Origin of the sequence: Pseudomonas sp. RC4D1 (assembly GCF_018390395.1) — a bacterium.
GTDB classification, from domain to species: domain Bacteria; phylum Pseudomonadota; class Gammaproteobacteria; order Pseudomonadales; family Pseudomonadaceae; genus Aquipseudomonas; species Aquipseudomonas danubii.
Genome location: NZ_JAHBAW010000002.1, coordinates 753,543 through 777,470, shown reverse-complemented (window position 1 = coordinate 777,470; position 23,928 = coordinate 753,543). Strand labels below are relative to the sequence as shown.

The following is a 23,928-nucleotide window of genomic DNA, read 5'->3' as shown; positions in this document are numbered from 1 at the left end:
TGCAAAACGGCACCCGAAGGTGCCGTTCTGTTTGTTGCGTTGAAACCTAAGCGATCAACCCGCCAGGCCGGAGTGCTGGACCAGGGTCAGCAGCGGCTGTGGGTATACGCCGAGGAAGAACGCCAGGACCGCGATGGCCAGCAGCATGACGCCACCGGCTTTCTGTTCCCAGTGCAGTTGGGCATCTACGCGACGCAGGTTCGGCTCGATCAGGTACAGGGTGACCATCACTCGCAGGTAGTAGAAGACGCCGATGGCGCTGCCCATGACCAGGGAACCGACCAGCCACCATTGGTGCGCTTCGACACCGGTAGCGATGATGTAGAACTTGCCGATGAAGCCCGCGGTCAGCGGGATACCGGCCAGGGACAGCATCATCACGGTGAGGACGGCGGTCAGGTACGGACGGCGCCAGAACAGGCCACGGTACTCGTACAGGGCGTCGGCATCACGGCCTTTGTACGGCGAGGACATCAGGGTGATCACACCGAAGGCACCGAGGCTGGTGATCACGTAGGTGACCAGGTACACGCCGATGGCTTCCATGGCCAGGCCCTTGCTCGCCACCAGGGCGATCAGCAGGTAACCGAAGTGGGCGATGGACGAGTAACCCAGCAGACGCTTGAGGTTGCTCTGGGTCAGCGCCAACAGGTTGCCCACCAGGATCGAGGCGATGGCGATCACGGTCAGCACGTTGCTCAGGACACCGCTGCTGGCCACTGGCGAGAGCTGGAACAGACGCACCAGTACCGCGAACACCGCCACCTTGCTGGCGGTGGCCAGGAAGGCGGCGACCGGGGCCGGGGCGCCTTCGTAGACGTCCGGAGTCCACAGGTGGAAAGGCACCAGCGACAGTTTGAAGGCCAGGCCGATCAGCATCATGCCCAGGCCCAGTTGCGCCAGCGGGCTTGGCAGCCCAGTGGCGGCCAGGGCTTGACCGATGCCGCTGAAGCTCAGGCTGCCGGCTTCTGCGTAGAGCAAGGCCATGCCGAACAACAGGAAGCCCGAACCGGCGGCCGACAGCACCATGTACTTGATGCCGGCTTCCAGGGAGCGCTTGTTGAAGAAGGCATAGGCCACCAGGCCGTAGACCGGTACCGAGAGCAGCTCCAGGCCGATGAACAGGCCGGCCAGGTTCTGCGCGCTGACCAGTACCAGGCCACCGGCGGCGGCCAGCAGGATCAGCAGGTACAGCTCTTCACGGTTGCCCGGGTAGCCGCTGCTGCCGTCGCCCAGGTAGGCGTGGGCCAGGGTGACGCAGGCCAAGGTGGCCACCAGGATCAGGGCCATGTAGAGGCAGGCGAACTGGTCGATCTGCAACAGCGGGGTGACCGCCAGGGGTGCCACTTTCAGCACCGGGAAGATCGACAGCAATGCCAGGTTCAGACCGGCCACCGACAGCAGGAAGGTCTGGGCGTGGTTGCGCCGCCAGGCGATCGCCAACATCACCACCACAAGGGTGGCGCTGGTGATCAGCAGCGGCGCCAGGGCTATAAAGTGTTGAATCGTAAAGTCCATAGCGCTCTTACCGGGCCGAAGCGAGTTGAGTGAAGGCGGTGCTGAGCCATTGCTGCACGCCATGCATGGTGGCGGCAGAGGTATCGAGGAACGGTTGCGGGTACACGCCGATGTAGATCAGCAGGACCGCCAGTCCCAGCACCATGATCAGTTCGCGAGCATCCATGCCGTGCAGCACCGCGTCCGATTTGGACGGGCCGAAGTAGGCACGGTGGATCATGATTAGCGAGTAGACCGAGCCGAACACCAGGCCGGACGTCGCGATCGCGGTGATCCATGGCGCACTGACGAAGGTGCCGATCAGGATCAGGAACTCGCCGACGAAGTTACCGGTGCCCGGCAGGCCCAGAGAAGCGGCTGCAAAGAACAGGCTGATGGCCGGCAGGTAGGCGATACGCGACCACAGGCCGCCCATTTCACGCATGTCGCGGGTATGGGTGCGCTCGTACAGCTGGCCGCTGAGGATAAACAGCGCGGCTGCCGAAACACCGTGGGCCAGCATCTGGATCACCGCGCCCTGCAGGGCCTGCTGGCTGCCGGAGTAGATCCCGATCAGCACGAAGCCCATGTGGGAAACGCTGGAGAAAGCGATCAGACGCTTGATGTCGGTCTGGGCGAAGGCCAGGAAGGCGCCGTAGAAGATGCCGATCAGACCCAGGGTCATGGCGATCGGTGCGAACTCTGCCGAGGCGTTGGGGAACAGTGGCAGGGCGAAACGCAGCAGGCCGTAGGCCGCCGTCTTCAACAGGATGCCCGCCAGGTCCACGGAACCGGCGGTCGGTGCCTGGGCGTGAGCGTCAGGCAGCCAGGAGTGGAACGGCACCACCGGCAGCTTCACCGCGAAGGCGATGAAGAAGCCGAGCATCAGGATGTACTCGGTGGCGGTGGACATCTTGGTCTTCAGCAACTGGGCGTAATCGAAGGTGATCACCCCGGTGTTGTTGAAGTTGACCAGCACCAGACCCAGGATCGCCACCAGCATGATCAGGCCGGAAGCCTGAGTGAAGATGAAGAACTTGGTTGCTGCGTAAATCCGGGTTTTCTTGCCGTCTGCCGAGCTGTGACCCCAGAGCGCGATGAGGAAGTACATCGGCACCAGCATCATTTCCCAGAAGAAGAAGAACATGAACAGGTCCAGCGCCAGGAACACGCCGACCACACCGCCCAGGATCCACATCAGGTTCAGGTGGAAGAAGCCCACGTGACGCTGAATCTCTTTCCAGGAGCAGAGTACCGAGAGGATACCCAGCAGGCCGGTCAGCAGGATCATCAACAGCGACAGGCCGTCCAGCGCCAGGTGCACGTTGATGCCGAAGCGCTCGATCCACACATGCTTGAACTCGATGGCCCAAGTTGGATCGGCGCCAGGCGCCGGAGCAAATGAATAGTTACCGTGGGCCCACAGCCAGAGGCCGAGAGCGAGTTCCAGGGTCATGGTCAACAGCGCAATCCAGCGGGGGAGGGTGGCGCCGAAGCGCTCACCCAGCCAGCACAGCAGGCCGCCGATGAAGGGGATCAGGATTAGCCAAGGCAGAATCATGACGGGCTCAATTCCTTTCGCAAGTTCGCAAGGTTCATATCAGACCGCTACCAGCACAATGGCGCCGATGACCAGCACGGCACCGGCTGCCATCGAGGCGGCGTACCAACGCAGTTGACCGGTCTCGGTACGGCTCAGGGAGTTGTGACCCCCTTTGGCCATACGCGGGATCAAACCGATGGTTTGATCGAGCGGGTCCTTGCGCAGTACATGGCTGATGGCCAGGTATGGCTTGACGAACAGTTTGTCGTAGATCCAGTCGAAGCCCCAGGCGGCGAACCACCAGGCCGAGAGCAGACGCCCGATGCCGCTGTTGGCGATGGCGGTCACAACGCGACGCTTGCCAAGGAACAACAGGGCGGCCAGCAGGATACCGGCCAGGGCGATGGCGCCCGAGGCGATTTCCAGGCTGTGCTTGGCTTCGCCACCGGCATGACCGGCGCTCAGCGGCAGTACACCATGCAGGGGCGGAGTGATCATCGCGCCGATCCCGGTGGACAGCACGATCAGCACCACCAGCGGCAGCCAGTGGGAGATACCGTGGCCGGCGTGGGCTTCGGTCTTGGCCTCACCGTGGAAGGTGATGAAGATCAGGCGGAAGGTGTACAGCGAGGTCATGAACGCACCCACCAGACCGGCGTACAGCAGGCCATGGTTGCCACTGGCGAAGGCTTCCCAGAGGATCTCGTCCTTGGAGTAGAAGCCCGCGGTCACCAGAGGCAGGGCCGCCAGGGCGGCGCCACCGACGATGAAGCTGGCGTAGGCCAGAGGCAGTTTCTTCCACAGGCCGCCCATCTTGAAGATGTTCTGCTCGTGGTGGCAGGCAACGATCACCGCACCGGAAGCAAGGAACAGCAGGGCCTTGAAGAAGGCGTGGGTCATCAGGTGGAAGATCGCGCCGTCCCAGGCGCCAACGCCCAGGGCCAGGAACATGTAGCCGATCTGGCTCATGGTGGAGTAGGCGAGGATCCGCTTGATGTCGGTCTGCACCAGCGCGGCGAAGCCGGCCAGTACCAGGGTCACGCCGCCCACCAGGCCTACCAGGTGCAGGACTTCCGGCGCCAGGGTGAACAGACCGTGGGTACGGGCGATCAGGTAGACGCCGGCGGTGACCATGGTCGCGGCGTGGATCAGTGCCGAAACCGGGGTCGGGCCGGCCATCGCGTCCGCCAGCCAGGTCTGCAGCGGCAGTTGCGCGGATTTACCCACGGCGCCGCCCAGCAGCATCAGGGTCGCCAGGGTGATCCAGAAGTCGCCGGCCTGGAATTTCTGCGGTGCCAGCACCAGCAGTTCCTGGACGTTCAGCGTGCCCACCTGTTGGAACAGAATGAACAGGCCGATGGCCATGAACACGTCGCCGATACGGGTGACGATAAAGGCCTTGAGTGCGGCGTTACCGTTGTTGCGGTTGCTGTAGTAGAAACCGATCAACAGGTAGGAGCACAGGCCCACGCCTTCCCAGCCGAAGTACAGGAACAACAGGTTATCGCCCAGCACCAGGAACAGCATGCTGGCGATAAACAGGTTGGTGTAGGCGAAGAAGCGCGAGTAGCCGGCTTCACCGCGCATGTACCAGGACGCGAACAGGTGGATCAAAAAGCCCACGCCCACCACCACACCCAGCATGGTCACGGACAGACCATCCAGGTACAGGGCGAAGTTCGGCGCGAAACCGTCCACCGACATCCACTGCCACAGCACCTGGGTGTAGTGACCACCCTCGGGCGGCGCGACGTTGAATTGCCAGATCACGTAGGCGGCCACGATGGCCGAAAGGCCAATGGAGCCGACGCCGATCAGGGCCGAGAGGTTTTCCGAGAGGCGTCCCCGGGAGAACGACAGCAACAGGAAACCGATCAGGGGGAATACGAAAGTCAGAAAGAGAAGGTTCATCCGCGCATCTCGCTGGCTGCATCGATATCGAGAGTGTGGAAGCGGCGGTACAGCTGCAGCAGGATCGCCAGGCCAATACTGGCCTCGGCGGCTGCCAGGCTGATCACCAGGATGAACATCACTTGTCCATCCGGTTGCGCCCAGCGGGCGCCCGCAACGATGAAGGCCAGTGCCGAGGCGTTCATCATCACTTCCAGGCTCATCAACACGAAGAGGATGTTACGGCGGACCATCAGGCCGACCAGACCGAGGCAGAACAGGATGCCGGCAACTGCCAGGCCATGTTCCATCGGGATAGTACCGAGAGGGATAGTAGGCATCGTGTTACTCCTTCGCCTCGTTGCGGCCCAAGTGGAACGCCGTGACGGCTGCGGCGAGCAGCAGCATCGAGGCGAGTTCGACCACCAGCAGGTAAGGGCCGAACAGGCTGATGCCCACGGCCTTGGCGTCGACGGTGGTTTGACCGATACCGGCACCGCTCTGGTGGCTGAACAATACGTACAGCAGTTCAGCCAGCAGCAGGGCGGCGAGAATCACCGGGCCGATCCAGATGCCGGGCGTGAGCCAGATGCGCTCCTGCTGAGCCGCGGCCGGGCCGAGGTTGAGCATCATCACCACGAACACGAACAGCACCATGATGGCGCCGGCGTAGGCGATCACTTCCAGGGCACCAGCGAACGGTGCGCCGAGGCTGAAGAAGGTCATGGCCACGGCGATCAACGAAATGATCAGGTAGAGCAGGGCGTGCACAGGGTTGGTGTTGGTGACCACGCGCAGCGTGGAAACAACGGCAACACCTGATGCGAAATAGAAAGCGAATTCCATCGTTCTTCCTTAAGGCAGCAAGCTCTTCACGTTGATCGGCTCGGCTTCATTCTGCGCGGAGCCTTTTGGCTTACCGGCAATGGCCATACCTGCAACACGATAGAAGTTGTAGTCAGGGTTCTTTCCGGGACCGGAGATCAAGAGATCCTCTTTCTCGTAAACCAGGTCCTGACGTTTGAACTCGGCCATCTCGAAATCCGGTGTCAGCTGGATTGCGGTGGTCGGACAGGCTTCCTCGCAGAGGCCGCAGAAAATGCAGCGCGAGAAGTTGATGCGGAAGAAGTCCGGGTACCAGCGACCGTCTTCGGTTTCAGCTTTCTGCAGCGAGATGCAACCCACAGGGCAGGCCACGGCGCACAGGTTGCAGGCTACGCAACGCTCTTCGCCATCGGGGTCGCGAGTCAGGACGATACGGCCACGGTAGCGTGGCGGCAGGTACACCGGCTCTTCGGGGTATTGCAGGGTGTCGCGTTTGCGAAAGCCGTGACCGAACACCATCACCAGGCTGCGCAACTGGGTACCAGTACCCTTAACGATGTCGCCAATATATTTGAACATGGGTCAAATCCTCACTGAACCGCGCCCGCAGGCGTGTTCAACAACACAAGCGCAGCGGTCACCAGCAAATTGATCAGGGTCAGCGGCAGGCAGAATTTCCAGCTGAAGTCCATCACCTGGTCATAACGCGGGCGCGGGATAGAGGCGCGCAGCAGGATGAACAGCATGATGAAGAACGCGGTCTTCAAGGCGAACCAGACGAAGGACAGTTGCGGCAGGATGCCGAACGGACCGTGCCAGCCACCGAAGAACAGGGTGACCAACAGTGCCGAGATCAAGATGATGCCGATGTACTCACCAACGAAGAACATGCCCCATTTCATGCCGGCGTATTCAATGTGGTAACCGTCGGCCAGTTCCTGCTCCGCTTCCGGCTGGTCGAAGGGGTGACGGTGAGTCACGGCCACGCCAGCGATGAAGAAGGTACAGAAGCCGAAGAACTGCGGAATGATGAACCACAGGTTCTGCGCCTGGTACTCGACGATGTCGCGCATGTTGAAGGAACCGACCTGAGCCACGATGCCCATCAGCGCCAGGCCCATGAACACTTCGTAGGACACGGTCTGGGCCGAAGCCCGCAAGCTGCCCAGCAGGGCGAACTTGTTGTTACTCGACCAGCCGGCGAACAGCACCGCGTAGACCGACAGGCCCGCCATGGCGAAGAAGAACAGCAGGCCGATGTTCAGGTCCGCGACGCCCCAGGTCGGGGTGATCGGGATGATCGCGAAGGCGATCAGCAGGGCGGACATGGCGACCACCGGTGCCAGGGTGAAGATCACCTTGTCGGCAAACGGCGGGGTCCAGTCTTCCTTGAAGAACATCTTCAGCATGTCGGCGGCGATCTGGAACATGCCGAACGGGCCAACGCGGTTCGGACCGTAACGGTCCTGCCACCAGCCCAGCAGGCGACGTTCGACGAAGCTCAGCAGCGCACCGGCGATTACCACCGCCAGCAGGATCACGACGGCCTTGACGACCGTCAGGATCACGTCGATCACTTCAGGGGTAAACCAACTCATTGCGCCGCCTCCTGCAGACCGTCAACGGATTTGCCAAAGAACGCCGGAGGAATCCCCGCCAGACCGGCAGGCAGGCCCACCAGGCCAGCACCCAGCTCTTCGTTGATGCGCAGTGGCAGACGCAGGGTCTGGCCGGCTACGTTCACTGCGAGCAGGGCACCGTCGTTGACACCAAGGCGATCGGCTTCGGACTTGGCCAGGGCCACGTAGGCCGCCGGAATGCGTTCCTGTACTGGAGCGGCTTTCGAAGAGTTCTCTTCGCTGCCGAACAGGTGATAGAACGGCACCGCTTGCCAGGTGCCCTGAGCCGGAGAGAAGGCCCGCGGTACGCTGGAGAACCAGTTGAGACGGTCGCCCTGGCTTTCGATCAGGCGAGTACCCGGATCACCCGCACGCAGATGGCCGCCGACTTCGTCCTGGAACTTGTTCCAGGCTTGCGGCGAGTTCCAGCCCGGCGACCAGGCGAACGGCACTTGCGAGCGCGGTTCGGCGGAGCCCGAGTAACCTTCCATGGAGTAGGCGAAGGCGGTATCCGGGTCTTGCGGGGTGCGCGGTTCATGCACGCTCTGGTTGGCGCGCATGGCGGTACGGCCGCTGTAGCGCAGCGGTTCGCGGGCCAGTTTCAGGCCTTTGATACGGAACGCTGCGGAAGGTGCCGCGTCGATGATGGAAGCCAGTTGCGGGGTGCTCGCGGCGCAGGCAGCGGTCACGTGGTCCAGCTGGGTCCAGTCCACCGGCTTGTTCAGCAGAGTGCTGCGCAGGGCATGCAGCCAGCGCCAGCCTTCGTGGACCATGATGCTGGCGTCCAGGTAGGTCGGATCGAAGACCTGGAAGAAGCGCTGGGCGCGGCCTTCCTGGCTGACCAGGGTGCCATCGCCTTCGGCGAAGCTGGCCGCCGACAGCACCAAGTGTGCACGCTCAAGGGTGGCGGTCTGTTGATGATCGGCAACGATCACCACCTTCGCCGCGTTCAGTGCGGCATCCACTTTGGCTGCGTCGGTGCGGGTGTACAGGTCGTTTTCCAGCACCACGATGGCGTCGGCCTTACCGTCGATCACCGTCTGCAGGGCCGCGTCCACGGATTCGCCACCGAGCATGGCCAGGCCGAGGCTGTTGGCCTCTGGCACGATCAGGCTGATGGAGCCGGCTTTCTCGCGCAGCTTCAAGGCTTTGGCGATGTTCGCCGCAGCTTCGATCAGTGCCTTGGAGCCCAGGGAGGTACCGGAAATGATCAGTGGACGCTTGGCCGCCAGCAGAGCGTCGGCAATGCGCTTGGCCAGCTCCAGGGCTTCGCTGTCCAGGCCTTCCACGGCAGGGGCGCTGGCGTCGATGGCGTGGGCCACGGCGAAACCGATGCGCGCCAGGTCGTCTGGAGCGGCGTGTACACACTCCTCGGCCACGTCGTCGAGCTTGGTTTCAGCCAGGCTGGCGATGAACAGCGGGTTCAGCGCGTGCTGACCGATGTTCTTCACGGCGGCGTCGAGCCAAGGCTGGACGCGCATGGCGTCGGCCATTTCCTCGGCCTTGCCCTTGACCGACTGGCGCAGGGCCAGGGCCATGCGTGCGGCGGTTTGGGTCAGGTCTTCGCCAAGGACGAAGATGGCATCGTGGTCTTCGATCTCGCGCATGTTCGGAACCGGCAGCGGACTGTCGTTCAGAACCTGCAGAACCAGGCGGATGCGCTCCAGTTCGGAAGCTTCGATACCGCTGTAGAAGTGCTCGGCACCGACCAGCTCACGCAGGGCGTAGTTGCTTTCCAGGCTGGCGCGAGGCGAGCCGATACCGACGATGTTGCGACCGCGCAGCAGGTCGGCCGCCTGGTCCAGCGCCTGGTCCAGAGTCAGCTGGGTGCCATCGGCCAGGCGTGGCTGGCGCGGACGGTCCTTGCGGTTGACGTAGCCGTAGCCAAAACGGCCACGGTCGCAGAGGAAATACTGGTTCACCGAACCGTTGTAGCGGTTCTCGATGCGCCGCAGCTCGCCGTAGCGCTCGCCCGGGGAGATGTTGCAACCGCTGGAGCAGCCATGGCAGATGCTCGGCGAGAACTGCATGTCCCATTTGCGGTTGTAGCGCTCGGAGTGAGTCTTGTCGGTGAACACACCGGTCGGGCAGACCTCGGTGAGGTTGCCGGAGAACTCGCTTTCCAGGGTGCCGTCTTCAACGCGACCGAAGTACACGTTGTCGTGGGCGCCGTAGACGCCCAGGTCGGTGCCGCCGGCGTAGTCCTTGTAGAAGCGCACGCAGCGATAGCAGGCGATGCAGCGGTTCATTTCGTGGGAAATGAACGGGCCGAGGTCCTGGTTCTGGTGGGTGCGCTTGGTGAAGCGATAACGGCGCTCGTTGTGGCCGGTCATCACCGTCATGTCTTGCAGGTGGCAGTGACCGCCTTCCTCACAGACCGGGCAGTCGTGGGGGTGGTTGGTCATCAGCCACTCGACAACACTGGCGCGGAAGGCCTTGGATTCTTCATCGTCGATGGAGATCCAGGTGTTGTCAGTGGCTGGGGTCATGCAGGACATGACGATACGACCACGGGTGTCGTTCTCGTCGGTGTACTGCTTGACCGCGCACTGGCGACAGGCACCGACGCTACCGAGAGCGGGGTGCCAGCAGAAATAAGGGATGTCGAGGCCTAGTGACAGACAAGCCTGTAACAGGTTGTCCGCCCCATCGACTTCGAGCGCTTTGCCGTCTACGTGGATAGTGGCCATGGTTCAAAGTTCTTCGTTGGCCCGGTGTCAGCGGGCGTGGCTAATGGAATCTTGTTATGCGTGCGAATCAACACAGCCGTTCACGGCGTCATCGCACGTCGAGCGCAGGGCATGGACCCTGCGCCCTCATCTAAGCGTTACGCGCCGACTACGATCGGTCGGGCCAGAGGCGGGACGGCGGCGCTGGTGGGCGCGATGCCGGCTTCGAACTCTGGACGGAAATACTTGATGGCACTGCCCAACGGCTCCACGGCACCCGGTGCGTGAGCACAGAAGGTCTTGCCTGGGCCGAGGAACCCCACCAGACCCAGCAGGGTCTCGATGTCGCCTTGCTGGCCCTGGCCGTTCTCCAGAGCCATCAGCAGTTTGACGCTCCATGGCAGGCCATCACGGCAAGGGGTGCAGAAGCCGCAGGATTCACGGGCGAAGAACTGCTCCATGTTGCGCAACAGCGACACCATGTTGATGCTGTCGTCCACCGCCATGGCCAGGCCGGTACCCATGCGGGTGCCCACTTTGGCGATGCCGCCGGCATACATTTGCGCATCCAGGTGTTCTGGCAACAGGAAGCCGGTACCGGCGCCGCCTGGCTGCCAGCACTTGAGCTTGAAGCCGTCGCGCATGCCGCCGGCGTAGTCTTCGAACAGCTCGCGTGCGGTCACGCCGAAGGGCAGCTCCCACAGGCCAGGGTTCTTCACTTTGCCGGAGAAGCCCATCAGCTTGGTGCCGTGGTCTTCGCTGCCTTCGCGGGCCAGGGATTTGTACCACTCCACACCGTCGCCGATGATCGCCGGCACGTTGCACAGGGTCTCGACGTTGTTCACGCACGTCGGCTTGCCCCACACGCCTACGGCCGCAGGGAAGGGCGGCTTGGAGCGTGGGTTGGCGCGACGGCCTTCCAGGGAGTTGATCAGTGCGGTTTCTTCACCGCAGATGTAACGCCCGGCGCCGGTGTGGACGAACAGCTCGAAATCGAAACCGCTGCCCAGGATGTTCTTGCCCAACAGGCCTGCGGCCTTGGCTTCTTCCACGGCACGCCGCAGGTGCTTGGCGGCGGTGGTGTATTCGCCGCGCAGGAAGATGTAGCCGCGGTAGGTCTTCAGTGCACGGGCACTGATCAGCATGCCTTCGATCAGCAGATGGGGCAGTTGCTCCATCAGCATGCGGTCCTTCCAGGTGTTGGGTTCCATTTCGTCCGCGTTGCACAGCAGGTAGCGGATGTTCATGGACTCGTCTTTGGGCATCAGGCCCCACTTCACGCCGGTGGGGAAGCCCGCACCGCCGCGGCCCTTGAGGCCGGCATCCTTGACGGTCTGGACGATGTCGTCCTGGGACAGGTCAGCGAAAGCCTTGCGGGCCGCCGCGTAGCCGTTCTTGGCCTGGTACTCGTCGAACCATACAGGCTCGCCGTCGTCACGCAGACGCCAGGTCAGGGGGTGGGTTTCTGCGGTACGCGCAATGCGGTTCGCAGGGCCGAAAGAGGTCAGGGTCATACGTAGCCCTCCAACAGTTTGGCCACGCCAGCAGGCTGTACGTCGCCGAAAGTGTCGTCGTCGATCATCAGCGCCGGGGCCTTGTCGCAGTTGCCCAGGCAGCACACCGGCAGCAGGGTGAAGCGGCCGTCGGCGGTAGTCTGGCCGAGGCCGATGCCCAGCTCGCTCTGAATCTGGCTGACCACGGACTCGTGGCCGCCGATGTAGCAGACCATGCTGTCGCAGACGCGAATGATGTGGCGGCCCACTGGCTGACGGAAGATCTGGCTGTAGAACGTCGCCACGCCTTCAACGTCGCTGGCGGGAATGCCAAGGATCTCGCCGATGGCGTAGACGGCGCCGTCCGGCACCCAGCCACGTTCCTTCTGGACGATCTTCAGGGCTTCGATCGACGCCGCGCGCGGGTCTTCGTAGTGATGCATCTCGTGCTCGATGGCCGAGCGCTCGGTTTCGCTCAGGGCGAAACGGTCTGTCTGGATAAGCGTGCTGTTCATGCTTAGCGGTCCACGTCGGCCATAACGAAGTCGATACTACCCAGGTACGCGATCAAGTCCGCGACCATGCTGCCGCGGATCACCGAAGGGATCTGCTGCAGGTGGGCGAAGCTTGGGGTGCGAATCCGGGTGCGGTAGCTCATGGTGCCGCCATCGCTCGTCAGGTAATAACTGTTGATGCCCTTGGTCGCTTCGATCATCTGGAAGGATTCGTTGGCCGGCATCACCGGGCCCCACGAAACCTGCAGGAAGTGCGTGATCAAGGTTTCGATGTGCTGCAGGGTGCGCTCTTTCGGCGGCGGCGTGGTCAGCGGGTGATCCGCCTTGTACGGGCCTTCCGGCATATTGCGCAGGCACTGGTCGATGATCTTGATGCTCTGGCGCATCTCCTCGACGCGAACCATGCAGCGGTCGTAGGCGTCACCGTTGGCCGCCAGTGGAACTTCGAACTCGAAGTTCTCGTAGCCGGAGTACGGACGAGCCTTGCGCAGGTCGAAATCGCAGCCGGTGGAACGCAGGCCGGCACCGGTGACGCCCCATTCCAGGGCTTCCTTGGTGTTGTAGGCGGCAACGCCGATGGTCCGACCCTTGAGGATGCTGTTCTGCAGGGCGGCCTTGGTGTATTCGTCGAGGCGCTTGGGCAGCCATTCAACGAAGTCCTTGACCAGCTTTTCCCAGCCGCGGGGCAGGTCGTGGGCGACGCCGCCGATGCGGTACCAGGCCGGGTGCAGGCGGAAGCCAGTGATGGCTTCGATCACGGTGTAGGCACGCTGGCGGTCGGTGAAGGTGAAGAACACCGGGGTCATGGCACCGACGTCCTGGATGTAGGTACCCAGGAATAGCAGGTGGCTGGTGATGCGGAAGAACTCGGCCATCATGATGCGGATGACGTCGACCTTCTCCGGTACCTTGATGCCGGCCAGCTTCTCGACCGAGAGCACGTACGGCAGGTTGTTCATCACCCCGCCGAGGTAGTCGATACGGTCGGTGTAAGGGATGAAGCTGTGCCAAGACTGACGCTCGGCCATTTTCTCGGCACCACGGTGGTGGTAGCCGATGTCCGGAACGCAGTCGACGATCTCTTCACCGTCCAACTGCAGGATGATGCGGAAGGCACCGTGGGCCGATGGGTGGTTCGGGCCCAGGTTGAGGAACATGTAGTCCTCGTTGGCACCGGAACGCTTCATGCCCCAGTCTTCCGGACGGAAGCGTGCGGCTTCTTCTTCCAGCTGCTGCTTGGCCAGGGTCAGGCTGAACGGGTCGAACTCGGTGGCGCGGGCCGGGAAGTCCTTGCGCAGCGGGTGACCTTCCCAGGTGGGAGGCATCATGATCCGCGAAAGGTGAGGGTGACCGGCAAAGTCGATGCCGAACATGTCCCAGACTTCACGCTCGTACCAGTTGGCGTTGGGCCAGATACCGGTCACGGTCGGCAGGCTGAGGTCGCCTTCGGACAGGGCCACCTTGATCATCACGTCGCTGTTACGTTCGATCGACAGCAAGTGGTAGAACACGCTGAAATCGGCACTCGGCAGGCCTTGACGCTTGGTGCGCAGGCGCTCGTCCACGCCATGCAGGTCATAGAGCATGACGTACGGCTTGGGCAGGTTGCGCAGGAAGGTCAGGATTTCAACGAGTTTGGAGCGGGTAACCCACAGCACCGGCATGCCGGTGCGGGTGGCCTGGGCGGTGAACGCCTCAGGGCCAAAACGGTTATTGAGTTCGACGACCACATCCTGGTCGTCAGCCTTATAAGGCGGGATGTACAGAGCACTGCCTGTAGTCATGGTTTTTTATCGCTTTCGGTCAACGTAAAGAGTGAAGCCAGTGTCGTTTCTTTGTCAGAACAGATCTGGATCAGACTTCGTCAGGGCTGCGCAGGTTGGTGACCTGAATACGCTGTTCGCGGCGCTGCTCCTTTTGCGACGGCATTTCGGCGCGGTATACGCCTTGATCACCGACGACCCAGGAAAGTGGGCGACGCTCCTGGCCAATGGATTCTTGCAAGAGCATCAAGCCTTGCAGGAATGCTTCAGGGCGGGGCGGGCAGCCAGGTACGTAGACGTCCACGGGCAGGAACTTGTCCACCCCCTGAACTACGGAGTAGATATCGTACATGCCACCGGAGTTGGCGCACGAACCCATGGAGATAACCCATTTAGGCTCGAGCATTTGCTCATAGAGACGCTGGATGATCGGCGCCATCTTGATGAAGCAGGTGCCGGCAATAACCATGAAATCCGCCTGACGCGGCGATGCCCGGATAACCTCGGCGCCAAAGCGCGCGATGTCGTGGGGCGCCGTGAAGGCAGTGGTCATTTCCACGTAGCAGCAGGACAGACCGAAGTTGTACGGCCACAGGGAGTTCTTACGCCCCCAGTTGACCGCGCCGCTCAGCACGTCTTCCAGCTTGCCCATGAAGATGTTTTTGTGGACCTGATCCTCTAACGGATCGGAAACGGTTTCCCGTTCGCCGATCGGGTACTGATCGTTAGGAGCATCGGGGTCGATCCTGGTGAGATTGTATTGCATCGCCAAAGCCTCATTGTTTTAGCTTCGCCTGCCGCTTACGACGACCTTCCGGAGCCCAGTCAAGAGCCCCCACTCGCCAAAGGTAGACAAGACCTGCCAACAGAATTGCTATGAAAACGAGAGCTTCGACGAATCCGGTCCAGCCGCTTTCGCGGACGGACACAGACCAGGCAAAGAGAAAGAGGGCTTCGATATCGAAGATCACGAAGAGCATCGCGACCAGATAGAATTTGGCTGAGAGCCGCAAGCGGGCGCCACCGGTAGGTAGCATGCCGGACTCGAACGGTTCGTTTTTGCTGCGGCCCCAGGCTTTTGACCCGAGGAGGCTGGAGACGCCGAGCATGAAGGCGCAAAGGCCGACAACACCCAGAAGGAAAATGGCAAAGCCCCAGTTGTGGGCCATGAGTCCTGTCGCTTCGGGCATGCTGGTAATCCTTAACAGAGAGCAAGAGTCTCTGAGCTTGATAAAGAAATAAAGCAGTGACGATATGTCGCAGCGCAATCAATCGCGCTGATTTTATGGCTAAACACCGGGCAAGTAAAATTTCTAAAGCGAAATTGTTTATCGTAATAAGGACATAGCTCACCTCTGTAGCCCCGTAAGCCGCGGCCTGTGGGCATTAGGGGAGGTTTTGTTAATTATGTTTTGTTGCTGCTGCAACGAAAGTTATAGCGGCTAAATGATAATCAATATTGTTTAGGTGTTGTTTTAATCTGCTTTCCTTCGGGGAGTGGGAAAGTTGCTTGTTATATCCCTGTTACTGCAAGTAGCAGGGGCGCACCTTTTAACCTGTTTCGCTCTGGGTAACACCGCTCTGGATCAATGTTTGGCGAGCTTTTTTGCAGGGGTCGGGCGTCTCGAGGTTTTTGAGGGGGCTGCAGGGGAGCGGTTCGCCGGCAAGCTGGCTGCTGCAGGTTTGGCGGGCAAAAAAAACGCCCCGAACCAGTCGGGGCGTCAGTTGTACAGCAATGCAGTTGTTTTTACCGGGCCTGCATTGGCCGCTCGATCAAGGCGCGAGGCCTGGAATCAGTGGAACTGCTCTTCTTCGGTGGAACCGGTCAGAGCGGTTACCGAGGACGAACCACCCTGGATCACGGTAGTCATGTCGTCGAAGTAGCCGGTGCCCACTTCCTGCTGGTGAGCCACGAAGGTGTAGCCTTTGGCGGCGTCAGCGAACTCCTGCTCTTGCAGCTTCACGTAGGCAGTCATGTCGTTGCGGGCGTAGTCGTGCGCCAGGTTGAACATGCTGTGCCACATGTTGTGGATGCCGGCCAGGGTGATGAACTGGTGCTTGTAACCCATGGCGGACAGTTCGCGCTGGAACTTGGCGATAGTCGCGTCATCCAGGTTTTTCTTCCAGTTGAAGGAAGGCGAGCAGTTGTACGACAGGATTTGGTCCGGGTATTCCTTCTTGATTGCTTCGGCGAAGCGACGAGCTTCGTCCAGGTCCGGCTTGGCGGTTTCGCACCAGATCAGGTCGGCGTACGGAGCGTAGGCCAGGCCGCGGGCGATCGCTTGATCCAGACCGGCTTTTACTTTGTAGAAGCCTTCCTGGGTGCGGGTGCCGGTCACGAACGGCTGGTCGTACGGGTCGCAGTCCGAAGTCAGCAGGTCAGCAGCGTTGGCGTCGGTACGGGCCAGGATGATGGTCGGTACACCGGCAACGTCGGCCGCCAGGCGGGCAGCGGTCAGCTTCTGTACGGCTTCCTGGGTTGGAACCAGCACCTTGCCGCCCATGTGGCCGCACTTCTTCACGGAAGCCAGCTGGTCTTCGAAGTGAACGCCGGCGGCGCCCGCTTCGATCATGCTCTTCATCAGCTCGTAGGCGTTCAGTACGCCGCCGAAACCGGCTTCAGCGTCAGCTACGATAGGTGCGAAGTAGTCGATGTAGCCGTCGTCGCCCGGATTCTTGCCGGCTTTCCACTGGATCTGGTCGGCACGACGGAACGAGTTGTTGATGCGCTTGACCACGGTCGGAACCGAATCCACCGGGTACAGCGACTGGTCGGGGTACATGGATTCGGCGGAGTTGTTGTCCGCAGCCACTTGCCAGCCGGACAGGTAGATTGCCTGGATGCCGGCTTTGACCTGTTGAACAGCCTGGCCGCCGGTCAGGGCGCCCATGCAGTTGACGAAATCTTTCTCAGGACGGAAGGACGGCTTGGCACCTTGGGTGACCAGGTTCCAGAGCTTCTCGGCGCCCATGCGTGCCAGGGTGTGCTCGGGTTGGACCGAACCACGCAGACGGACCACGTCGGCAGCGGAATAAGTGCGAGTCACGCCTTTCCAGCGCGGGTTTTCAGCCCAGTCTTTTTCAAGGGCTGCAATTTGCTGTTCGCGTGTCAGTGCCATGGAGATAAACCTCGTCGCGTCTTGTGTAAAAAGTCGTTCTTGGTTGGAGAATTCCGGCTCCGCCGATCACGCGTCGTAACGTTGCGTGGAAGGCTGCTCGCTGACCAGGAAGCTTAGGCGGTCCAGTCGGGTCTGGCGGGGATGGCGACGGGTGAACGATGGGCTCGAGGGGAGAGTGAGCAGGTGAAGGCGAGCTGCGGTGCGCATGCGGGCGTCGTGGGCCTTGGTGCGTTCCATCAGTGTGTTGCCGATCGACCTAAATACGCTTCCGTCCCTCGGGACAACTTCGTTCCAGTCGCAATCTCGTCAAACACGCCTTGTGGGCAGTACAGACACGAATCGGCTCAGGTGGGTAGGTTAGAGCGGCGATCCGAAGGCCCTTGCCAGGGCCCCTGATTAGCGGGAGCGAGGCCATCATGCCCGCGGTTTTTTGGCTCGTCAAATGTTTTGTAGTGCTTTTTTTATGGCACTACATCTTTGGTCTAATACGACTAATCAGTCAGTTTTTGGTGCTTTAGTCCAAGGCGTCGACCTTGACGCGCAAGGTCATGTCATCCCGTCCTTGAGTCGAGTAGCTGCGGCCCAGGGCCTGCTTGTCGGCCTGGGTCTGGCGATTGACCCCGGCCAGGGTGATCCACTCGCCGAGGCGCCCACTGACAGTTGTGTCGGTACTTTGCACGTTCACTACATCAGGGCGTTCCTGGCTCATGCGGTCGCGGTTGGTGCTGATACTCAGGTGCACGGTCTCGCCGGTGACGCTGGCTGTCACGTAGAAGCCCTGGGTGACGTTGCGGTATTGAGTCTGGTTTTGCAGGCGACCGTAGGGATCGGTCTGGGTGGTGGTCAGGGGCACGCTCTGGCCAACCTGGATCAGCGCCGGCACGCCTTCGCTGGCCTGGATCTGTTGGATGCCGCCATCGCGGCTCTCGGTGCTGCGATTGATGATGCGCGTTTGCGGTGCACCATTGACCGAATAACCCTGGTTGTCCTGGAAGTTGTTCTCGTTGGTGTCGACGGTGATCAGCAGACGCTTGGCCGCGGTATCCAGTTGCGCAATGAAGGCCCGCAGCTCGGCGATCTTGCCCGGCTCGGCGTTGACGATCAGTTGGTTGCCATAGGCGCTGACCTTGCCGTCCTTGCCCAGAAAATTCTGCGCCACCGGCAGCAGGTCAGCGCTGGTGCGGTTGTTGAGGGGCACGATCTCGGTGGCGGCCATGACCGAGCAGCTGAAGGTCAGCAGCAGCGTCGTGAGCAAGGTGCGTAGGGACATATCCGTTATCTCCGCGAGTAGCTGGCGTAAAGCCTTGAGTTTGACACTTTGTCGGCTTTGGGTGGGGCAAGTTGAATCCTAGACGGCAAAACGCCCCGGCATCCTGGTCTTGCGCCTAGTGGGCGCAGGGGGATGGCGGGGCGTTCGCTCTGGCCATTGCCGCTGGGGCTTGTCGGTCAGGCGCCGCGAACCATGTCGACGTGGGGGATTCCCGCTTCGAGGAATTCCTCGCTGACAATCGAGAAGCCCAGGCGCTCGTAGAACGGCGTGGCCTGGACCTGGGCGCTGAGCATCTGTTGCTTCAGGCCGCGCTTCTCGGCTTCGTCGATCACTGCACGCATCAGCGCATCGCCGACCTTGAGGCCGCGCCAGTCCTTGAGTACCGAAACCCGGCCGACATGGCCGTCCGGCAGCAGGCGCGCGGTACCGATAGGGAAATCGCCCTCGCAGGCCAGAAAGTGCACCGCGCTGTCGTCGTCGGCGTCCCACTCCAGCTCGGGCGGAACCGATTGCTCGGCAATGAACACTGCTTCACGAATGCGCCGGATCTCGGCGTTATCCTTTTGCCAGTCTGCGACACGTACGTGAATCTTATTCATCGGCAAACCCCAGGCTCCCTTGCTTGACCAGTTCACACAGCAGGCCGCGCCCATCTTCATCCGCCAGCCAAGGGCCGAGGTTGTCGATATGCAGGGCGTCGGCGGCGCAAATCATTTTCAGCAGCTCGCGCAGTTTACCGGGAAGCAGGCGACTTTGGCCGCTGGCGAACAGCAGCAGGTCTTCATCGACCTCCGACCAGGCCAGGCGCGCGCTTGGATTACGGATCAGGATAGCGCCCTGTTCCAGGCTGCCCAGCAGGTCGTCTTCTTCCAGCTCCGGGCCGACCACCAGTTCCGGGTAGCGTGGCTCGGTCATGAACTGGCCGAACCAGGTCAGCAGCAGGCGTTCGTCGCTCATGTGCTCGGCCAGCAGGCCTTTGAGGCGATCAAGGGCGTCCTGCTGGATCTGGTGCGGGTCGCTGGCCGGCTGCACGTCGGCGTCGGTGTAGCGCTCTTCGTCCGGCAGGAACTGGCCGAGGAAGTCGGTGAAGTGAGTCAGCACTTCAGCGGCGCTCGGGGCGCGGAAGCCTACCGAGTAGGTCATGCAGTCGTTCAGCGCGACGCCGTAGTGGGCCAGGCGTGGGGGCAGGTAGAGCATATCGCCCGGCTCCAGGACCCAGCTTTCGGTCTCTTCGAATTCGGCGAGGATGCGCAGGTCCGCGTGCTGCAGCAGCGGGCTCTCGGAGTCGCACATCTGGCCGATCTTCCAGTTGCGCTTGCCGTGGCCTTGCAGCAGGAACACGTCGTAGTTGTCAAAGTGCGGGCCGACGTTACCGCCCGGTGCGGCGAAGCTGATCATCACGTCATCGATGCGCCAGCTCGGCAGGAAGCGGAAGTGCTCCAGCAGCTCGGCGACTTCCGGGACGAACTGGTCCACGGCCTGGACCAGCAGGGTCCAGTCGCGCTCCGGCAGTTTGCTGAACTCGTCTTCGGCGAACGGGCCGCGACGCAGCTCCCAGGGGCGTTCGCCTTTCTCGATCACCAGGCGCGATTCGACTTCTTCTTCCAGGGCCAGGCCGGCCAGTTCGTCAGGTTCGATCGGGCTTTCGAAGTCAGGCAGGGCCTGACGAATCAGCAGGGGCTTTTTCTGCCAGTAGTCACGCAGAAATTCCCGTGCAGTGATGCCGCCCAGAAGTTGAAGTGGAATGTCAGGATTCATTTGTAACCTATTGAAAAAGTTTACTTTTCTAGCAGGAATAAAAACGCCCGGCGCGGCCGGGCGTCAAAAGGTCGAGCAGTCGGTCAGATGCGCTTGGCCTGGGCCACGGCATTGCCGATGTAACTGGCCGGGGTGAGCTGCTTCAGCTCGGCCTTGGCCGCGGCCGGCATGTCCAGCCCGTCGATGAAAGTCTGCAGCGCTTCAGGGCTGATGCCCTTGCCGCGGGTCAGTTCCTTGAGCTTTTCGTACGGATTTTCGATGTTGTAGCGACGCATCACGGTCTGAATCGGCTCGGCCAGGACTTCCCAGCAAGCGTCCAGGTCTTCAGCGATCTTCTGGGCGTTGAGCTCCAGTTTGCTGATGCCCTTGAGGCTGGCTTCGTAGGCAATCACGCTGTGAGCAAAGCCCACGCCCAGGTTGCGCAATACGGTGGAGTCAGTCAGGTCGCGCTGCCAGCGGGAAATCGGCAGCTTGCTCGCCAGGTGCTGGAACAGGGCGTTGGCGATCCCGAGGTTGCCTTCGGAGTTTTCGAAGTCGATCGGGTTGACCTTGTGCGGCATGGTCGAGGAACCGATTTCGCCGGCAATGGTGCGCTGCTTGAAGTAGCCCAGGGAGATGTAGCCCCAGATATCGCGATCGAAGTCGATCAGGATGGTGTTGAAGCGGGCGATGGCGTCGAACAGCTCGGCGATGTAGTCGTGCGGCTCGATCTGCGTGGTGTAGGGGTTGAAGGCCAGGCCCAGTTCGTCTTCGATGAAGGCGCGGGCGTTGGCTTCCCAGTCGATGTCCGGGTAGGCCGACAGATGGGCGTTGTAGTTGCCCACGGCGCCGTTGATCTTGCCCAGCAGTGGCACGGCGGCGACCTGAGCGATCTGACGCTCCAGGCGGTACACGACGTTGGCCAGTTCTTTGCCCAGGGTGGTCGGCGAGGCCGGCTGACCGTGGGTACGCGACAGCATCGGCACTTCGGCGAAACGGATCGCCAGTTCGCGGATGGCGTTGGCGGTCTGGCGCATCAGCGGCAGCATCACTTCATCACGGCCTTCGCGCAGCATCAGGGCGTGGGACAGGTTGTTGATGTCCTCGCTGGTGCAGGCGAAGTGGATGAATTCACTGACGTTGGCCAGCTCAGGCAGCTTGGCGGCTTGTTCCTTGAGCAGGTACTCGATGGCCTTGACGTCGTGGTTGGTGGTGCGCTCGATCTCTTTGACACGCTCGGCGTGCTCCAGGGAGAAGTTCTCTGCCAGGGCATTGAGGACGGCGTTGGCTTCGGCGGAGAACGCCGGCACTTCGCTGATGGCGCTGTGGGCGGCCAGGCGCTGGAGCCAGCGCACTTCAACGAGGACGCGAGCACGGATCAGGCCGTATTCGCTGAAAATGGGGCGCAGGGCCTGGGTTTTGCCGGCGTAGCGGCCGTCAACAGGGGAAACCGCAGTGAGCGAAGAGAGCTGCATGGGGTGTTCTCGGACAGTCGGGCAACGAAATGGGGCGCGTATCATACATGAAAATATCCGCAGGTCCGTTGCCAACTGACCAGCGTCTTACGCGCAGCTCTTGAAAAATCAGGCGCAGCTCAGCTGCTGCGCATCAATGGATAAAGCTCTTTGAGCAATTTGCGCCGGCTGATCACCAGTTGCCAGCGATGGCCGCCCAACTGGCGCCACAGGCGTGCGGAACGAATGCCGGCCAGCAGCAGGGCGCGAATTTTCGAGGCATTGCTCGGTTGCTGCAGGTTGCGCATGTCGCCATGTACCTGAATGCGCTGGCGCAGGGTGCTCAGGGTGTCCTGATACAGCCCGCCGCACGCGGCAATGACGTTTTCGTGGGCCGGGCCGAAGTGTTCGACCTGGGACTGGATCTGCGGCAGGCGCTTGCCGATGGTTTCCAGCAGGTCTTCGCGCTTGGCCAGCTGACGTTCCAGGCCAAGCATTGACAAGGCGTAGCGCAGCGGCTCGCGTTGCAGCGTGCTGGGATCGCGCTCCAGGGCGCCGATCAGGGCGCGGTAGCCTTCGCGTAGGTTGATGTCGTCGCCGCCGTAGACTTCCAGGGTGTCTTTCGGGTCGCGAATCAGCAGGCTGCCGAGCATGCAGCTCAAGGCAGCTTCGCTGACCTGGCCTGTCTTGGCGATGCGGTCCACCAGCACTGCTGCGAGGAATACCCCACCCAGCGCCGTCAGTTGCTCCTGAATCGGGCTCATGGACGGACGTCCTTGCTGCTCCAGGGTTCGGCGACTTCGATGACGCCGCCGCCAAGGCAGATTTCACCGTCGTAGAACACCACGGACTGGCCGGGGGTTACGGCGCGCTGCGGGTCGTCGAAGGTGGCGCGGTAGCCGTTGGCGGTCTTTTCCAGGGTGCAGGGCTGGTCGCTCTGGCGGTAGCGCACCTTGGCGGTCAGGCGCCGTGGCTGGCTCAGGTCGATGGGGTTGACCCAATAGATGTCGGAGGCCAGCAAGGCGCGGGAGAACAGCCATGGGTGATCGTTGCCCTGGCCAACGATCAGCTCGTTGTGCTCCAGGTCCTTGATCAGCACGTACCACGGCTCTTCACCGGCGTCTTTCAGGCCGCCGATGCCCAGGCCCTGGCGTTGGCCAATGGTGTGGTACATCAGGCCGTGATGGCGGCCGATGACTTCACCTTCGGTGGTCTTGATCTCGCCGGGCTGGGCCGGCAGGTATTGCTTGAGGAAGTCGCTGAAGCGCCGCTCACCGATAAAGCAGATGCCGGTGGAGTCTTTCTTCTTTGCAGTAGCCAGGTCGTGTTTCTCGGCGATGGCGCGTACTTCGGGTTTTTCCAGCTCGCCCACCGGGAACAGGGTCTTGGCGATCTGCTCGCCGCCAACGGCATGCAGGAAATAGCTCTGGTCCTTGTTCGGGTCCAGGCCCTTGAGCAGTTCGGTGCGGCCGTCGATGTCGCGGCGGCGCACATAGTGGCCGGTGGCGATCAGGTCGGCGCCGAGCATCATGGCGTAGTCGAGGAACGCCTTGAACTTGATTTCGCGGTTGCAGAGGATGTCCGGGTTCGGCGTGCGACCGGCCTTGTACTCGGCCAGAAAGTGCTCGAACACGTTGTCCCAGTACTCGGCGGCGAAGTTGGCGGTGTGCAGCTTGATGCCAAGCTTGTCGCACACGGCCTGGGCATCCGCCAGGTCGTCCATGGCGGTGCAGTACTCGGTTCCGTCGTCTTCCTCCCAGTTCTTCATGAACAGGCCTTCCACCTGGTATCCCTGCTCCATCAGCAGGAGGGCGGAAACGGAAGAATCCACGCCGCCGGACATGCCGACAATGACGCGCTTCTTTTGGGTGTCAGAAGGGGCTGGATCACGCATAGGAATTCAATGGGTGTCTTGAAAAAGGACGCGATTCTAACAGGCTGAGGCCTGCAAGGCTAAAACTGCGGTTAAAGCGACGGACGGATCAGCGCCAGGCTGTGCAGTTGGCCGTCCAGGTAATCGTCCAGGCACTGCAGGATCAGCTCACTGCGCCAGTTGGCCCGTTGCTCCAGCAGTTGCTCGCGGCTCAGCCAGCGTGGGCCGATGATGCCGTCGTCCAGTTGATAGTCCGGATGATGGCGCAGCGGCTTGGCGGCAAAGCACACGCGCTGGTAGGTCACGCCGTTGCTGGGGGCAGTGTACAGGTAGATGCCGACCACGCCGGTCAACTCCACGTCCCAGCCGGTTTCCTCCAGGGTTTCGCGGATGGCCGCCTGGAGCAGGCTTTCATTGGCATCCAGGTGCCCGGCGGGCTGATTGAGCACGGCCTGTTCGCCCGAGTACTCCTCGACGAACAGGAAGCGGCCCTGATCCTCGACGATGGTGGCGACTGTGATATGGGGTTGCCATTCCATAAAGGCACTCCTTTATAAGGGGGGAAGCATTGTAGGAGCCGGCTTGCCGGCGAAGCGAGCGCCTCATGTTCGCGTGAGGGCAGTCGCCGGCAGGCCGGCTCCTGCGGACTCCAGAAGCACAA

21 protein-coding genes are annotated in these 23,928 nt (G+C 61.7%); all 21 read right to left on the bottom strand.

The window, feature by feature from the left end:
- Positions 1-54: 54 nt before the first annotated feature.
- Positions 55-1,518, bottom strand: coding sequence for an NADH-quinone oxidoreductase subunit NuoN (gene nuoN / locus KHO49_RS19260; RefSeq protein WP_015636299.1), 1,464 nt, complete (start codon positions 1,516-1,518; stop codon positions 55-57).
- Positions 1,519-1,525: 7 nt separating this feature from the next.
- Positions 1,526-3,058, bottom strand: coding sequence for an NADH-quinone oxidoreductase subunit M (gene nuoM / locus KHO49_RS19255; RefSeq protein WP_011062195.1), 1,533 nt, complete (start codon positions 3,056-3,058; stop codon positions 1,526-1,528).
- A gap of 39 nt (positions 3,059-3,097) precedes the next feature.
- Entirely contained in the window at positions 3,098-4,951 is a 1,854-nt protein-coding gene (nuoL, locus tag KHO49_RS19250) for an NADH-quinone oxidoreductase subunit L (RefSeq protein ID WP_110652833.1), read from the bottom strand.
- Complete coding sequence (gene nuoK / locus KHO49_RS19245) at positions 4,948-5,271, bottom strand: NADH-quinone oxidoreductase subunit NuoK (RefSeq protein WP_016964784.1); 324 nt, start codon at positions 5,269-5,271, stop codon at positions 4,948-4,950. Before nuoK ends, nuoL begins: the two co-directional genes overlap by 4 nt.
- A gap of 4 nt (positions 5,272-5,275) precedes the next feature.
- On the bottom strand, positions 5,276-5,776 hold the full coding sequence (gene nuoJ, locus KHO49_RS19240) for an NADH-quinone oxidoreductase subunit J (RefSeq protein ID WP_102864715.1): 501 nt from the start codon (positions 5,774-5,776) through the stop codon (positions 5,276-5,278).
- Positions 5,777-5,785: 9 nt separating this feature from the next.
- On the bottom strand, positions 5,786-6,334 hold the full coding sequence (gene nuoI / locus KHO49_RS19235; protein ID WP_003223795.1) for an NADH-quinone oxidoreductase subunit NuoI: 549 nt from the start codon (positions 6,332-6,334) through the stop codon (positions 5,786-5,788).
- Positions 6,335-6,345: 11 nt separating this feature from the next.
- On the bottom strand, positions 6,346-7,353 hold the full coding sequence (nuoH, locus tag KHO49_RS19230; RefSeq protein ID WP_102864716.1) for an NADH-quinone oxidoreductase subunit NuoH: 1,008 nt from the start codon (positions 7,351-7,353) through the stop codon (positions 6,346-6,348).
- A complete protein-coding gene (nuoG, locus tag KHO49_RS19225; protein WP_213665649.1) occupies positions 7,350-10,064 on the bottom strand; it encodes an NADH-quinone oxidoreductase subunit NuoG in 2,715 nt (904 codons plus the stop codon). The genes nuoH and nuoG overlap by 4 nt, the downstream gene beginning before the upstream one ends.
- Positions 10,065-10,201: 137 nt before the next feature.
- On the bottom strand, positions 10,202-11,557 hold the full coding sequence (gene nuoF / locus KHO49_RS19220; RefSeq protein ID WP_102864718.1) for an NADH-quinone oxidoreductase subunit NuoF: 1,356 nt from the start codon (positions 11,555-11,557) through the stop codon (positions 10,202-10,204).
- A complete protein-coding gene (gene nuoE / locus KHO49_RS19215; protein ID WP_011062188.1) occupies positions 11,554-12,051 on the bottom strand; it encodes an NADH-quinone oxidoreductase subunit NuoE in 498 nt (165 codons plus the stop codon). Before nuoE ends, nuoF begins: the two co-directional genes overlap by 4 nt.
- Before the next feature lie 2 nt (positions 12,052-12,053).
- On the bottom strand, positions 12,054-13,835 hold the full coding sequence (nuoC, locus tag KHO49_RS19210) for an NADH-quinone oxidoreductase subunit C/D (RefSeq protein WP_102864719.1): 1,782 nt from the start codon (positions 13,833-13,835) through the stop codon (positions 12,054-12,056).
- 70 nt (positions 13,836-13,905) lie between these two features.
- Entirely contained in the window at positions 13,906-14,580 is a 675-nt protein-coding gene (locus tag KHO49_RS19205) for a NuoB/complex I 20 kDa subunit family protein (protein WP_011062186.1), read from the bottom strand.
- Positions 14,581-14,590: 10 nt separating this feature from the next.
- Complete coding sequence (locus KHO49_RS19200) at positions 14,591-15,004, bottom strand: NADH-quinone oxidoreductase subunit A (protein ID WP_011062185.1); 414 nt, start codon at positions 15,002-15,004, stop codon at positions 14,591-14,593.
- A gap of 603 nt (positions 15,005-15,607) precedes the next feature.
- Positions 15,608-16,933 (bottom strand): isocitrate lyase, encoded by a 1,326-nt coding sequence (gene aceA / locus KHO49_RS19195; protein ID WP_025126589.1) that lies wholly within the window; start codon positions 16,931-16,933, stop codon positions 15,608-15,610.
- A 514-nt stretch (positions 16,934-17,447) separates the two neighbouring features.
- Positions 17,448-18,203: a secretin N-terminal domain-containing protein gene (locus KHO49_RS19190; protein ID WP_213665648.1), complete on the bottom strand. Its 756-nt coding sequence runs from the start codon at positions 18,201-18,203 to the stop codon at positions 17,448-17,450.
- A gap of 176 nt (positions 18,204-18,379) precedes the next feature.
- On the bottom strand, positions 18,380-18,802 hold the full coding sequence (locus KHO49_RS19185; RefSeq protein WP_102864721.1) for a GNAT family N-acetyltransferase: 423 nt from the start codon (positions 18,800-18,802) through the stop codon (positions 18,380-18,382).
- The gene (locus KHO49_RS19180; protein ID WP_102864722.1) at positions 18,795-19,961 is read right to left on the bottom strand and encodes a ribosomal protein uL16 3-hydroxylase; all 1,167 of its coding nucleotides are present in this window, start codon (positions 19,959-19,961) and stop codon (positions 18,795-18,797) included. Before KHO49_RS19180 ends, KHO49_RS19185 begins: the two co-directional genes overlap by 8 nt.
- A gap of 83 nt (positions 19,962-20,044) precedes the next feature.
- Positions 20,045-21,415 (bottom strand): adenylosuccinate lyase, encoded by a 1,371-nt coding sequence (gene purB, locus KHO49_RS19175; protein ID WP_102881787.1) that lies wholly within the window; start codon positions 21,413-21,415, stop codon positions 20,045-20,047.
- 119 nt (positions 21,416-21,534) lie between these two features.
- Positions 21,535-22,158, bottom strand: a complete 624-nt coding sequence (gene hflD / locus KHO49_RS19170) for a high frequency lysogenization protein HflD (protein WP_025126594.1) — start codon at positions 22,156-22,158, stop codon at positions 21,535-21,537.
- Positions 22,155-23,288, bottom strand: coding sequence for a tRNA 2-thiouridine(34) synthase MnmA (mnmA, locus tag KHO49_RS19165; RefSeq protein WP_102864724.1), 1,134 nt, complete (start codon positions 23,286-23,288; stop codon positions 22,155-22,157). Before mnmA ends, hflD begins: the two co-directional genes overlap by 4 nt.
- A 71-nt stretch (positions 23,289-23,359) precedes the next feature.
- The gene (locus tag KHO49_RS19160) at positions 23,360-23,806 is read right to left on the bottom strand and encodes an NUDIX hydrolase (protein WP_213665647.1); all 447 of its coding nucleotides are present in this window, start codon (positions 23,804-23,806) and stop codon (positions 23,360-23,362) included.
- Positions 23,807-23,928 lie beyond the last annotated feature (122 nt).